Source organism: Microlunatus endophyticus, assembly GCF_014646195.1.
Classification (GTDB): Bacteria; Actinomycetota; Actinomycetes; order Propionibacteriales; family Propionibacteriaceae; genus Microlunatus; species Microlunatus endophyticus.
On record NZ_BMMZ01000010.1, the window covers coordinates 1 to 13,447 of the forward strand.

The following is a 13,447-nucleotide window of genomic DNA, read 5'->3' on the forward strand; positions in this document are numbered from 1 at the left end:
TGCCGAAGACGTGCGACACACCTATACCGATGACTTGAGACACCCCATTCCGATGTCCCGAGCCAGAACACTGTCACCCCGACCCACCGAAAACCGCCTCTGACCGACCGGTCGGAGGCGGTTCTGGTTCCCGGGTCCTGGAATCCCAGCCGTGAGCGGTCGCCCGTCTACGATCAGCGGGTAGGCGGTAGTTCCATCTTGGCCAGCAGCGGTTCAGGCATGACGGGAGCACACCATGAGCGGAAGGACCGGCCCGCCGATCGGCATGCGGCTGCGGGTTGATCCGGTCCGGATCTGGGTCGGCGGAGTCGCCACCGCGATCGTCGCCGCAGCGATCTCCTGGGCCGGCGTGGTTGCCGCCCGTACGATCTTCGCTGTTCCCTCGGTCAACCGGCTCGGCGGCGGCGAGGTGGACATCCACGCGAACGCCCTGGCGGCCGCGACGGCCCTCTTCGCCCTGGTGGCGACCGCGCTGCTGCACCTGCTGCTGGTCAGCACCACCCAGGCACGTCGCTACTTCGCCTGGATCGTCGGCCTCTTCGTGGTCGGCATGATCGTCGAGGAGATGCTGGTGCACAGCGGCTGGCTGCCGGGCCTCCTCACCTCGGCGGTCTATCTGATCGCCGGCGGCGTCGTGGCGGTGATGTTGTCCGGGATCGGCCGCGCCGCGATCCGCTATCTGCCCGACCGCCCGGACAACCAACCCGGTCATCCCGGGTCGCGTTACCACAGCTATCCGGACGAGGAGCCTCCCGACCGTGGTTTCCCTGGCGGGAATCACCACTGACCGACGGCGGTGCTGATCATGGCTTGATTACGGCGCGATCATGGCTTGATCATGGCGCGATCAGGCGGTGATCAGGCGGTGATCAGGCGGTCGGCACCACCCGGTCACGCAGCACGCGGCCGCTCCTGCTCGGCAGCCCGATGCTGTCCAGGAATTCCTCGAGCGCCAACGCGGCCATCCCGGTGGAGACCGGGTTGTGCGGGACCGCAGTGATCACCAGGTCGACCATGATCGCCGAGCCGGTGATCGCCTCGCTGAGCATCCGCGCCCTCGCTCTCGGCACCAGCCACGGCGCCAGCGCCAGCGCCGCCCATGAGGTGAGGACGATCAGCCGTGGATTGAGCATGTTGACCAGGTCGGCCAGCCCGGCACCGAGTTGATCAGCCAGCAGGTCGACCAGCCACAACGCCTCCGGCTCGTCAGCCATCAGCCCGGCCCGGAAAGCTGCCAGGAATCCGGTCTGCCCGCTCGCGCGCAGATACCGGTGCCCGGGATACCGCTCGGCGAACTGCGCCATCAGCGCCGGGAAGCCGATATAGGCCTCCAAACATCCACGCCGGCCGCAGCGGCACGGCCGGCCGTCGTAGACGAAGGTGGTGTGTCCCCACTCGCCGGCGTTGTTGGAGACGCCGCGGATCAACCGGCCCTCGGACGCGATCCCTGCTCCAATACCGGTGCCCAGGTTGACGGTCACCAGTTCCGAGACCTGCCGGCCGTGACCGAACCAGAGCTCGGCGACTGTGGCCGCCTTCAGCGGATTGTCCACGTGGACGGATCGCCTGAGCCTGCGCTGCAGGATCCGCTGGGCAGGAACGTCCTTCCAGCCCCAGTTCGGCGCAAAGAGCGACACCCCGACCTCCGGCTCCACCTGACCCGGCAGGCTCACCCCCACTCCCAGCACGTCGGTCCCTCGGTGTCGGCGCAGAGCCGTCCGCACCCCGGTGGCGATCTCGGCCATCACCCGTTCCGGATCGGTGGTGTCCTCGGTGATCGGGTGCTCGTGCCGGCCGACCCGGTGCATGGCCAGATCGAAGACGTCGACATGCACGTACGTCTCGCTGGCGTCGACACCGACCAACAGGCCGCGCTCGGGCGCCAGCCGCAGCCGTGCCCGCGGGCGGCCGCCGTTGGAGTCCTCGCGGCTCGCCTCGACGATGATCCCGGCCGACAAGAGTTCCTTGATCAGATTCGAAACCGTGGCAAAACTCAGTCCGGTCTGCTGTACCAGATCTTGACGCGTCACCGTCTCGGCCGCGTAGATCGACCGGAGCAGCGTGAACCGACTGTCGTGGCGGAGATCACGAACCGTCCGGCCGGCGACCACGTCCACCTCATTCCGACTGCCGGAGCCCAGTCATTCGATCCTGTCACTTGATCCCGGTCTGCGCGACACCTTGGACCAGATAGCGCTGCAGGAAGACGAACACCAGGATCAGCGGCAGGATCGAGATGATCGCCGCACAGAACAGCTGCGGCAGGTTGACCGTCTGGGCGGTGATGAACGTCGACAACGTCACCTGCACCGTCCAAGCGCTCTGGTCCTGTGCCACCACCAGTGGCCACAGGAAGGCGTTCCAGCTGCCGATGAAGGTGATCACCGCGATGGCGGCTATGAAGGCGCCGCTGTTGGGGATCACGATCCGCCAGAAGGTACGCCAGTGGCCCAGCCCGTCCACCCGTGCCGCCTCCTCGAGCTCCCTGGGGAAGGCCAGGAAGTACTGCCGGAACAGGAAAACGGTGAAGCCGCTGAAGAGACCGGGAATGATCAGGCCGCGGTAGTCGGAGACCCAGCCGAGCGAGGACACGATGATGAAGCTCGGCACGAAGGTGACCGCACCCGGGATCATCAGCGTCGCGATCACGCCGTAGAAGATCGGCGTCGCCGCCCGGTTGGGGATCCTTGCCAGCGCATAGCCGGCCAGCGAGCAGATCAACAACGTGCCCAAGGTGCTGAAGACCGCGATGATCGCCGAGTTCTTCAACGACGACAGCATCGGGATGTCCGGGCTGTGGAAGAGATCGGTGAAGTTGCGCCACTGCGGATGGGTCGGGAAGAAGGACCAGTCCGGCGAAGTCAGCGACTGGGTGGTGGACAGCCCGTTGCGGATCATCAGGTAGAACGGCAACAGGAACAGGATCGTGACGATCACCAGGACGACCCAGGAGACGACATCCAGCGCCCTGGCCCGGCCGCCGCGGTGCAGGCCGACGACATTGCTCAGCGGTGCAGCGCTCATGATCAACTCTCCCCTTTGCTGCCGAAGCCCAGCAGCCTGCTCTGCAGGATCGTCACGATCGCGATCAGCGCGGCCAGGATCAGGGCACCCGCGCTGCCCAGGCCGAAGTTCTGCTGGGTGCCGAGGGCGAGATAGTACAAGTAGACCAGCGGCGGTCGGGCGTACTCGGCATTGCCGAGTAGGTTGTAGAACTCGTCGAAGGCCTGGTAGGCGGCGATCAGACACAGCAGCAGCACCGAGACGGCCGTCGGGCGCAGCAGTGGCAGGGTGATGTGCCGGAAGAGCTGCCAGCCGCCCTTGGCGCCGTCGACGAAGGCTGCCTCGTAGAGCTCAGGATTGATATTCTGCAGGGCCGCCAGGAACAAGATCATGTAGAAGCCGGACTGCAGCCACAGCCGGACCGAGACGATCGGGATCCAGTAGAGCGGTGGGTTGATCGTCGACAGCCAGGCGATCGGATCCGAGCCGAAGAGACTTGCCACCTGGTTGGCCAGTCCGAATCGGACGCCGTTGAAGATCGACAGTTTCCAGACCAGCGATGCCACCACGTAGGAGCAGGCGGTCGGCAGGAAGAACACCGACCGGAAGAATGCGCGCGCCGCCTGGATCCGGTTGACCATCATGGCCAACCCGAGGGAGACGATGAAGGTGGTCGGCACGATGAAGACGGCGAACAGCGTGAAGGTCAGCAGCGCTGACGTGAATGCACCGTCGGTCAGCATCCGCTTGTAGTTGGCCAGCCCGATGAAGCGGGTCGGGACCACCGTGCCCTGGGCGTCGAAGAAGCTCAGCACCGCGCTCCAGATGATCGGCACGTAGACGAAACCGATCAGCCCTACCAGGAAGGGGGTGATGAATGCCCAGAACGCCCAGCGCTGGCCGCGGATCCGCCGCACCGGCACGGCTGTACCGGTGCGGCTGGTCGACGGCCTGTCCGTGACCACCCTGGACGGCATCGCTGCGCCGACCATGATCAGAACTTCTGGAGCTCGGTGTTGATCTTCTTCACCGCGGCGGCCAGTTCCTTCTCCGGGTCCGCACCCTTGCCCACGATCCTGGTCACTGCGTCGGTCAGGGCTGTGCCCATCGCCGGCGTCCAGTTGGGGTCATTCTGCACGCCATGATCGGCATTGAGCTGCACGCAAGTCGCCGCGACGCCGCTCTGCAGCTTCGTCGCCTTGGCGGCCAGACTCTTACGCGGCGGGATGTGGAAGCCGTAGCTCAGGCTCCAATCCTCCTGGTCCTTGGTGTTGTCCACCCAGAGCCACTTGGTGAAGGCCTTGGCCTCGTCGATGTGCTTGGACTTGGCGCTGACCATCGCCGACCAGCCGCCGGAGGCGACCGACGGCTGGCCGTTGGGGGCAGCCTTCGGGAACGGCATCACGCCCAGATCCTCGATCGCCTTGGACATCGTCGGCACCGCCCACATGCCGATCCACTGCATGGCACATAGGCCGTTCTGGATGGAGCCGGGATCGGTCCAGTCTGTCGGCGCACCCAACAAAAGCGACTTGTCGGTGCCGAGTTGCCGGAGCTTGAGCAGCGCATCGGCGACCAGCCCCGTGTCAAAGCCGATCTTCATGTCCTGGGTCAGATACCTCCCGCCGGTGGAGTAGATCACCGGGCCGACCAGGGCGCCGCCGTCGTTGTTGGCGGTGTTACCGGAGAACAGTCCCTTGACGTCCTTGGTGGTCAACTCCTTCGCGGCCGACACGAGATCATCGAGGGTCTCGATCGACGAGATCCCCTTGGCCTCGAGCAGGCTCTTCTTGTAGAAGATCAACTGCGGGTCGTCGATCATAGGGATCGCGTAGATCTTGCCGTCCACGGTGCAGGATCCGAGGTCGGCGTCGGAGTAGTCGTCCTTGACGTCGGCGATCAGATCGGTCAACTCGACGACCTCGTTGGAGGTCACGAGCGCACGGCTGAGGTGATACTCGAAAGCGTCCGGGCCAGAGCTGCCGGCCAGGCCGCTGGTGAGCTTGGTGTCGTAGTCGCCGGGGATCCACTGCACGGTGACCGCAGCGTCCTTGTATTCGGCGGCATACCGCTTGGCGGCCTGCTGGGTGCCGGACTCGCCGTACTGGTGATACCACTGCTGGATGGCGGTCTTGCCGCCCGCGCCCTGGCTCGAACCGGAACCGTGATTGGAGCCGCAGGCGCCGAGTGCTGCCGCAGAGGCTGCCGCCGCGCCGCCCAGGAAGAGTCGCCTGCTGAAAGGCGACGAGGCCAATGGCCGATTGTCAGACATCGTTGTCTCCATCGTTCTGCCTTGAACCCCGCGTCGTTATTCGACGCGAAAGAATAAGCCCTGAAGTTAAGTGGCAGCGACGATGGTGTCAAGGGCCTTACCCGGATTCGATACCCAAGCGATTCTTGTGGATGCTATGGATCTGCGCCTGTTGCCCCTGGATTCCTGGTGCTCCTCGATCACAGTCATCCGGTCCGCTGTCAGCTTGTGGGCGGACACGTTGGAGTTTCAGCAGCGAGAACGACCTCCGCAGGAATGGTTGCCCAGCAACTCGGACTCCTCAGCAAGCGGTTCGCGCCGACCCCGTTTGCGGCGAGATCCGGTGCTCAGCCGCGTGGACCCGGCCAAGTTTCGGGTAACCCACGGGCATGCGATTCGGATACACCCTGATGACCGAACAGAGCGGACCGCGGGAACTCGTCGGCTATGCCGTCTCGGCCGAGCGGGCCGGCTTCGACTTCGAGGTCTCCAGTGATCACTTCTCGCCCTGGTTGACGAGCCAGGGCCATGCACCGTACGCCTGGACCGTCCTGGGCGCGGTCGCCCAGGCCACCGAACGGGTGGAACTCGCCACCTACGTGACCTGCCCGACGCAGCGCTACCACCCTGCGGTCGTGGCCCAGAAAGCCAGCACCCTGCAGGTGCTGTCGGGCGGGCGGTTCATCCTGGGACTGGGCTCGGGCGAGAATCTCAACGAGCACGTCACCGGTGAGGGCTGGCCGCCGATCGCCCAGCGGCAGGACATGCTGGTCGAGGCGACCATGATCATCAAGAAGTTGATCAGCGGCGAGCTGATCACCTGGGAGGGGGACTACTTCCGGGTCGACTCGGCCCGGATCTGGGATGCCCCCGAGGACGGCGTCCCGATCGGCATCGCCGTCTCCGGAGAATCGTCGGTGCAGCAGTTCGCCCCACTGGCTGATCACCTGATCGCCGTGCAACCGGATGCCGAGGTGGTCAGCAGCTGGGACCGGGTCCACGACGGCGCCTCGCGCAAGATCGGCCAGTTGCCGATCTGCTGGGATCCCGATCGCAATGCGGCCATCGCCCGGGCCCATGATCAGTTCCGCTGGTTCGGCGGCGGCTGGGGCGTGAACGCCGATCTACCGACACCTGCCGGATTCGCCGCGGCGAGCCAGTTCGTACGACCCGACGATGTCGCCGAGAGCATCCCGTGCGGCCCGGACCTGGATGCCGTCGTGGAGGCGGTGCGGCCGTACCAGGAGGCCGCCTTCACCGATCTGGCGCTGATCCAGGCCGGCGATCAGGGCCAGCAAGAATTCCTGGACCAGGCGGCGGAGCCGCTGCTGCAGAAGCTCCGGGACGCCTTCGGCTGACCCGGACGCCCCGTACCGGCCCGAGCCCGCGGTCCCCGGGCCGTGGCCGGCCGAGCGCGTGACAGGATTCGGCCATGCCGCTGGACCTGACTCCGTACGCCGTCGACGACACCGCCCGGCCCACCATCCTGGTGCTCCCCGGTGGCGGCTACCAGATGCTCGCCGAGCACGAGGGTGAGCCCGTCGCCCGGTGGCTCAACAGTCTGGGACTGCACGCGGCCGTGCTGCGCTACACCGTCGGCGAGGGCGCGTACCCGGCGGCACTGCTGGACGGCCGCGATGCCCTGCGAGCGTTGCGAACCGGACGGGCCGGCCTGCGAGTGGCCGACGATCACCTCGGTGTGCTGGGCTTCTCGGCCGGCGGGCATCTGGCCGGCATGCTCGCCACCGACTCCGCCGACGTCACCGGAGCGGCGCCGGCCAGTTTCGCGGGCCGACCCGATGCCGCCGTGCTCTGCTATCCGGTGACCGACCTCCGGGACACCCTGGACGGCCGGATCCCCAACCTGCACCGCAGCTCCGCGCGATCCCTGCTCGGCGACGCCTCCGCCGAGCTGCTGGCGGACCTGTCTCCGGCGGCGCGGGTCGACGAGGACATTCCGCCGTGCTTCTTGTGGACCACCAGCGACGACGAAGGCGTACCGGCGCTGCACTCCCTGGAGATGATGACCGCGCTGGCGGTCGCAGGCATCGCCTTCGAGGCCCACGTCTTCCACCACGGCCGGCACGGCCTCGGGCTCGCCGACGACGAGGAGCCGGGGGTCGCCCAGTGGCAGGACCTCTGCGCCACCTGGCTGGACGGACTCGGCTGGCTTCCCGAGGACGACGAGGAGTGAGCAGCGTGTTTCGTCGTTGTTAAGAATGCCGTCGCTCTGCTGTCGATCATGGGGATATGCCCCTAGTGTCCTAGCTGGCCGACTCCGTGGCCGCCCCGGTCGCCCGGGTGTCACTGAAAGAGCGGGGCATGAACAGATCCATCAAGATCATCACGGCTGTGGCCGCAGCAGCTGCCGTGAGCTGGGCCGTGACGGCCTGCGGTGACGGCAACAACGGCGGCGGGACCAGCGCCAACGGCCAGGCCACGAAGACACTGACGGCCAACGACACCTTCGACCTGAAGACGGCCGACCCGGCCAGGAGCTTCGAATTCACCGGCGGGACCGTGGTGCATCAGCTGTACCAGACCGTGCTGGGCTTCAAGGGCAACTCCGTCAAGGACCTGATTCCCCAGTTGTGCAGCTACACGATCTCCAAGGACAACAAGACGGTCACCCTGACGCTCGACGGCACCCACCACTTCTCCGACGGCTCACCGGTCACCGTGGACGACATCGTGTTCTCGTTCAAGCGGCTCCAGGGCATCAAGGGCAACCCGTCCTTCATGCTCGACGGCGTCGACGTCGAGAAGGTTGACGACAAGACCGTCAAGCTGGTCAGCAAGACCCCCAACCCGCAGCTTCCTTACATCCTCCCGAACACATCGCTCGGCATCGTCAACTCCAAGCAGGTCAAGGCCCACGGCGGCACGGAGGGCACCGACGACAAGGCGGAGCAGTGGCTCGACGGGCACTCGGAGGGCTCGGGGCCGTACGAGCTGGAGTCGTACAACGCCCAGAGCCAGGTGGTCTTCAAGGCCAACCCGCACTACGACGGCCCGAAGCCGACCTACAACCGGGTCGTCCTGCAGAATGTCGATGCCTCGACCCAGAAGGTCAATGTCCAGGCGGGCACCGCCCAGCTGGCCTATTCGCTCGGCCCGGACCAGGTCAAGGATCTGGACAAGAGCAAGGCCAGCGTGCTCACCGACGAGAGCACCGAAACGATCTTCATGTGGTTCAACATGGATCCCCAGTACGGCAAGGAAGTCTCGAATCCGACCTTCATCCAGGGCATCCGGCATGCGATCGACTACTCCAAGCTGCTGGACCTCGCCGGCACCGGCGCGATCCAGCCCGGCGGGATGGTTCCGGTCAGCTTTCTGGGCGGCCTCAAGTCCGATCCGGCCAACAGCTACGACCTCGCCAAGGCCAAGCAGTTGATCAGCCAGTCCGGCTACAGCGGCCAGACGATCTCGGTGCTGTACTCCGAGGACGTCTCGGCCGGGAGCGCGCAGATGGGTGACATCGTGCAGTCCGTCCAGGCGCAGCTGAAGGCGGTCGGGGTCAATCTCAAGCTCAACCCGCAGCCGTCGTCGACGTCGCTGGACTCCTTCCGCAGCGGCAAGATGCAGGCCGGGATCGCCTACTGGGGCGCCGACTATCCCGACCCGGCCGACTATCTGGTCTTCACGCCCGACCAGAGTCTGGCGATGCGGGCCCAGTGGACCACCGCGCGGGGCAAGAAGGACGCCAAGCTGGCCGCTGCGGCGAGTGCCGCCAACGGTGACGCGGCCCGGTCGGCGGCCTACATCGCGATGCAGAAGCAGATGAACATCGACGGCCCGTTCATCCCGCTCTTTCAGCCGGCCAGCATCACGGTCGCGGCCACCTCGCTGAAGGACGTCGTCCCCAACCCGGTGCTCGGCATCAGCTTCGGTGACATCCACTGAGTCCTCCGTGGCCCCGGCGGCCGGCGGGTCGATCATCGACCCGGCGGTTCGCCGTCGTTACGGGCATCCGTTGCTGCGTTACATCCTGATCAGGCTCGGGCTCAGCATCCTGCTGATCTGGGGTGTCACCCTGGTCACGTTCATCCTGAGCAATCTCGTGCCGGCCAACCCCGCTGCCGCCGCGTTGGGTGAGCGGGCGGCGGCCGATCCGCAGGTGGTCGCCGAATTCAACCGGAAGTACGGCTTCGACAAGCCGCTGCCGGTGCAGTACGGCCGTTATCTCGTACGCCTGCTGCACCTTGATCTCGGCACCTCGACCCAGACCCACAACCCGGTGATGACCGACCTCAGGACCGCCTTCCCGGCGACCGCGGAACTGGCGCTGGGCGCCCTGATCGTCTCGACCGTCCTCGGCGTCCTGCTGGGTCTGGTCGCCGCCCTGCGGCATCGCCGGATCGCCGATCAGGTGATCCGGGTGATCAGCCTGATCGGCATCTCCACCCCGACCTTCTGGCTGGCGTTGGTGATCTACTTCGTGTTCTTCTACAAGCTCGGCTGGTTCCCCGGGTCCGGCCGACTGAGCACCGACTTCTCGCCGCCACCGGACCGCACCGGCTTCTACACGATCGACGCCCTGCTGGCCGGCCAGTGGCAGGTCTTCGCCAACGCCGTCTCGCACCTGGTGCTGCCGAGCTCGGTGCTGGTGCTCTACACCGTCGGACTGCTGGCGCGGTTCTCCCGCACCTCGGTGCTCGACGTGCTCGGCAACGAATACGTGGTGGCCGCCCGCGCCAAGGGACTACCGGGTCGCACGGTCGTGCTGCGGTACGTGTTACGCGGTGCGCTGTTGCCGATCCTGACCGTCGTCGGTCTGACCTTCGGCTCGTTGTTGTCAGGAGCCGTACTCACCGAGACGATCTTCGCCTGGAACGGCATCGGACAGTACGCCTTCAAGGCCTCGACGACCCTGGACCTGCAGGCGATCATGGGCGTCGGCGTCCTGGTCGGCGTCACCTACATCACGATCAACTTCATCGTCGATCTGCTCTACGGTGTGATCGATCCGCGGGTGAGGACGCGATGAGCACTCTGACCCAGCCGCCCGAGACCGGCGCCTCGGATTTCGACGCCCTGCTAGCCAGACGACGATTCCGCTGGCCGCGGATCTGGCGGCAACCGCTGATGATCATCGGGTCGGTGGTGATCGCGCTCTGGCTGCTGGTGGCGATCTTCGCGCCGCTGCTGGAACCGCAGAACCCGCTCGCCCAGGGATCGGCGCGGCTTACGGCACCGTCAGCGGCGCACTGGTTCGGCACCGACACCCTCGGCCGGGACGTGCTGTCGCGGATCATCGCCGGCTCACGGGTCAGCCTGCCCCTGGCGATCGTGTTGGTGATCTTGTCGATGGTGCTGGGCAGCATCCTCGGCGCACTGGCCGGCTACCTCGGCCGGGTGGTCGACGAGGTGATCATGCGGATCACCGATCTGGTCTTCGCCTTCCCGACGATCATCCTGGCGATGGTGGTCGCCGCTGCCCTCGGCCCCGGCCTGCAGAATGCGGTGCTGGCGCTGCTGCTGGTCAGCTGGCCGCAGTACGCCCGGGTGATGCGATCCATGGTGATCGGCGCCCGCAACAACGAGTACGTGGTGGCCGGCCGGCTGCTCGGCGCCGGGGTGGCGACCTCGCTGATCCGCGACGTGCTGCCGAACGTGATCGCCCCGATCCTGGTCCTGGCGACGCTGGATTTCGGCAACGCCATCCTGCTCTTCTCCGGCCTGTCCTTCCTCGGCCTGGGTACGGTGCCGCCGACCCCTGAATGGGGATCGATGGTCTCCGACGGCGTGAAACAGTTCTCGTCGTGGTGGATCGCGACCTTCTCCGGGATGGCGATCTTCAGCATCGTGGTCGCCTTCAACTTCCTGGGCGACTCGCTGCGTGATGTGCTCGACCCGCGCTCGCAGCGGACCGTGGGCGGGAGGTCGATCTGATGAGCCAGAGATCAGCCCCAGAACCGGCCGGCGGGACCTTCAGCCCGGACGGCGTGCTGGTCTCGGGGCTGACTCTCTCGATCGGCGGCACGATGATCCTGGACGGCGTCGATCTCGAGGTGCCGCCGGGACAGGTCACCGGGCTGGCGGGCGAGTCCGGATCCGGCAAGACGATGACCGGGATGGCGATCTGCGGCTTGCAGCCGCACAACTCCGCTGTCGGCGGCAGCATCCGCTTCGCCGGCCGTGAACTGGTCGGGATGGCGGAGCGGGAGATCAACCGGCTACGGGGTGCGGAGATCGCGATGATCTTCCAGGATCCGTCGGCCGGGCTGCACCCGATGATCTCCATCCAGGGCCAGCTCACCGATCATCTGCGCTACCACCGCGGGGTCTCCCGCAGCCAGGCCCGGGAACGGGCGATCGAGTTGCTGGAGCAGGTCAGGGTCCCCGACCCGGCCGGCGCCCTGAAGCGCTACCCGCACCAATTCTCCGGCGGGCAGCTGCAGCGGATCTCGATCGCCGCCGCACTGGCCTGCGGACCGAAGGTGCTGATCGCCGACGAGCCGACCACTGCCCTGGATGTCACCGTCCAGGCCGGCGTGCTGCGGCTGCTGCGCGACCTCTGCGACGATCTGGGGCTGGCGATCATCCTGGTCACCCACGACCTGGGGGTGATGTCGGCCGTGGCCGACACCGTGGCGGTGATGCGCAACGGCAAGGTGGTGGAGAACGGCCGCCGCTACGACGTCATCCGCAACCCGCAGCACCCGTACACGAAGGCGCTGATCGAGGCCCTCCCCGATCATCAAGGGCCGTCTGATCACAAGGAGGCCCGGTCGTGACCGATGGACTGGTGTTGGACCGGGCGAGTGTGACCTACCGGCAGAGCCTCGGGCACTCGTTGACCGCGGTCGACGGCGTCTCGCTGCAGATCGGCTCCGGTGAAGTCGTCGGGCTGGTCGGCGAGTCCGGCTGCGGCAAGTCGACGCTGGCCCGGGCCGTCTGCGGGCTGGAACGGCTGTCCGCAGGCTCGGTGAGCTTCGACGGCGCCCCGGTCGGCCGGCTGGGACTGCGTAAGCGGGAGCAGAGCCTGCTGCGGATCCAGATGATCTTCCAGAATCCGTACGCCTCCCTCAACCCGCGGCGACGGATCGGTCAGCAGATCGAGGACGCCCGCAAGATCAACCCGGGGGACGCCCCGCGTGTGGCCGAGCTGCTCGCCCAGGTCGAGATCGAGCCGTCGGCGGTCAACCGCTTCCCGCACGAGTTCTCCGGCGGCCAGCGACAGCGGATCGCGATCGCCCGCGCGGTCGCCTCCGGCCCGGACCTGCTGATCGGCGACGAGCCGATCGCCTCCCTGGACGCCTCCCTGCAGGCCCGGGTCGCCACGCTGCTCCGCGACGTCGCCGTCCGCGCCGGCGCCTCGCTGTTGTTCATCAGCCACGACCTGGCGATCGTCCGACTGATCGCCACCCGGGTGCTGGTGATGCGCTCCGGGCGGATCATCGAGGAGGGCCCGACCGAGCGGATCTGGAACGATCCGCAGCAGCCCTACACGAAGCGGCTGTTGAAGGCGATCCCGGTGGCCGACGGCCTCGGCAGGCTCCCGGAGATCGATGAACTGGTGGATTGAGCTATTCATCTACCTATGTAGACTATCGACTGTGACCTACGATATTGGGCAAGCACTGGCCCTGGATGCCCTGTGGACCCTGAACGAAGTCTGCGAGCAGGTGACCGACGATCAGCTCGGCCTGCCGACCCCCTGCACCGGCTGGAATCTGTCGACCCTGCTGGACCACATGACCGGCCAGCACCGCGGGATCGCAGCCTCGCTGTCCGGTGCTGCCGAGGATCTCGACGCCTGGCGGCCACTCCCCGTCGGTCCCGGTCGGGTGGACCTATTCGCCTCGATCCAGGCCGTACGCGACCGGCTGCTGACTGAGCTGCCGCCTTCCGCCTGGCTGCCGGAAGTTGCGCCGACGCCGCTGCCGAGCGCTGTCGTCGTCCGGGCCCATCTGGTCGACACCGTGGCGCACGGGTGGGACGTGGCCGCCACCATCGGCGGTCCGGTGCGATTCAGCCCGGCGACGCTGGCGGCGGCGTACCAGGTCGCCCGGCAGATCTCCGACGGGCCGGAACGCGACCGCCCGGGCTCGGCCTTCGCGCACGCGCTACCGGGTGGCGACGAACCGACCCTGGCCGGCTATCTGGCCCTGCTGGGTCGCGACATCGCCTGGTCGCCCGTCGGCTGATCCTCTGGTGGGGAAGATCACGCCGCGACTACACGGCGCG

Annotated in this window: 13 protein-coding genes; 9 read left to right on the forward strand and 4 right to left on the reverse strand. The window is 66.8% G+C overall.

Features of this window, described 5'->3' with window-relative positions:
• Window positions 1–235 precede the first annotated feature (235 nt).
• On the forward strand, window positions 236–787 hold the full coding sequence (locus IEY07_RS17495) for a DUF6069 family protein (protein ID WP_188896702.1): 552 nt from the start codon (window positions 236–238) through the stop codon (window positions 785–787).
• An 82-nt stretch (window positions 788–869) separates the two neighbouring features.
• Here IEY07_RS17495 and IEY07_RS17500 read toward each other — a convergent pair whose 3' ends face one another.
• From IEY07_RS17500 to IEY07_RS17515, 4 genes are read right to left on the reverse strand one after another with little or no spacing between them, the layout of a single operon-like run.
• Window positions 870–2,111: an ROK family transcriptional regulator gene (locus tag IEY07_RS17500; protein WP_188896703.1), complete on the reverse strand. Its 1,242-nt coding sequence runs from the start codon at window positions 2,109–2,111 to the stop codon at window positions 870–872.
• Window positions 2,112–2,154: 43 nt separating this feature from the next.
• A complete protein-coding gene (locus IEY07_RS17505) occupies window positions 2,155–3,024 on the reverse strand; it encodes a carbohydrate ABC transporter permease (protein ID WP_188896704.1) in 870 nt (289 codons plus the stop codon).
• Window positions 3,025–3,026: 2 nt separating this feature from the next.
• A complete protein-coding gene (locus IEY07_RS17510) occupies window positions 3,027–3,995 on the reverse strand; it encodes a carbohydrate ABC transporter permease (RefSeq protein WP_229670241.1) in 969 nt (322 codons plus the stop codon).
• A 2-nt stretch (window positions 3,996–3,997) separates the two neighbouring features.
• Window positions 3,998–5,275, reverse strand: coding sequence for an ABC transporter substrate-binding protein (locus IEY07_RS17515; protein ID WP_188896705.1), 1,278 nt, complete (start codon window positions 5,273–5,275; stop codon window positions 3,998–4,000).
• 368 nt (window positions 5,276–5,643) lie between these two features.
• On the opposite strand from IEY07_RS17515, the gene IEY07_RS17520 reads away from it, so the two are divergent.
• The 8 genes from IEY07_RS17520 (at window position 5,644) to IEY07_RS17555 (ending at window position 13,407) form a co-directional block, all read left to right on the forward strand.
• On the forward strand, window positions 5,644–6,612 hold the full coding sequence (locus IEY07_RS17520; RefSeq protein WP_188896706.1) for a TIGR03557 family F420-dependent LLM class oxidoreductase: 969 nt from the start codon (window positions 5,644–5,646) through the stop codon (window positions 6,610–6,612).
• Between the two features lie 74 nt (window positions 6,613–6,686).
• Window positions 6,687–7,448 carry an alpha/beta hydrolase gene (locus tag IEY07_RS17525; RefSeq protein ID WP_188896707.1) on the forward strand — a complete coding sequence of 254 codons (762 nt, stop codon included), beginning with the start codon at window positions 6,687–6,689 and terminating at the stop codon, window positions 7,446–7,448.
• A gap of 128 nt (window positions 7,449–7,576) precedes the next feature.
• The gene (locus tag IEY07_RS17530) at window positions 7,577–9,160 is read left to right on the forward strand and encodes an ABC transporter substrate-binding protein (RefSeq protein ID WP_188896708.1); all 1,584 of its coding nucleotides are present in this window, start codon (window positions 7,577–7,579) and stop codon (window positions 9,158–9,160) included.
• 7 nt (window positions 9,161–9,167) lie between these two features.
• Window positions 9,168–10,244 (forward strand): ABC transporter permease, encoded by a 1,077-nt coding sequence (locus tag IEY07_RS17535; protein WP_229670245.1) that lies wholly within the window; start codon window positions 9,168–9,170, stop codon window positions 10,242–10,244.
• Complete coding sequence (locus tag IEY07_RS17540) at window positions 10,241–11,149, forward strand: ABC transporter permease (RefSeq protein WP_188896709.1); 909 nt, start codon at window positions 10,241–10,243, stop codon at window positions 11,147–11,149. The genes IEY07_RS17535 and IEY07_RS17540 overlap by 4 nt, the downstream gene beginning before the upstream one ends.
• Window positions 11,149–11,994, forward strand: a complete 846-nt coding sequence (locus tag IEY07_RS17545; protein ID WP_188896710.1) for an ABC transporter ATP-binding protein — start codon at window positions 11,149–11,151, stop codon at window positions 11,992–11,994. The genes IEY07_RS17540 and IEY07_RS17545 overlap by 1 nt, the downstream gene beginning before the upstream one ends.
• A complete protein-coding gene (locus IEY07_RS17550; RefSeq protein WP_229670247.1) occupies window positions 11,991–12,785 on the forward strand; it encodes an ABC transporter ATP-binding protein in 795 nt (264 codons plus the stop codon). The genes IEY07_RS17545 and IEY07_RS17550 overlap by 4 nt, the downstream gene beginning before the upstream one ends.
• Window positions 12,786–12,816: 31 nt before the next feature.
• The gene (locus IEY07_RS17555) at window positions 12,817–13,407 is read left to right on the forward strand and encodes a TIGR03086 family metal-binding protein (protein WP_188896711.1); all 591 of its coding nucleotides are present in this window, start codon (window positions 12,817–12,819) and stop codon (window positions 13,405–13,407) included.
• The last annotated feature ends 40 nt before the right edge of the window (window positions 13,408–13,447 follow it).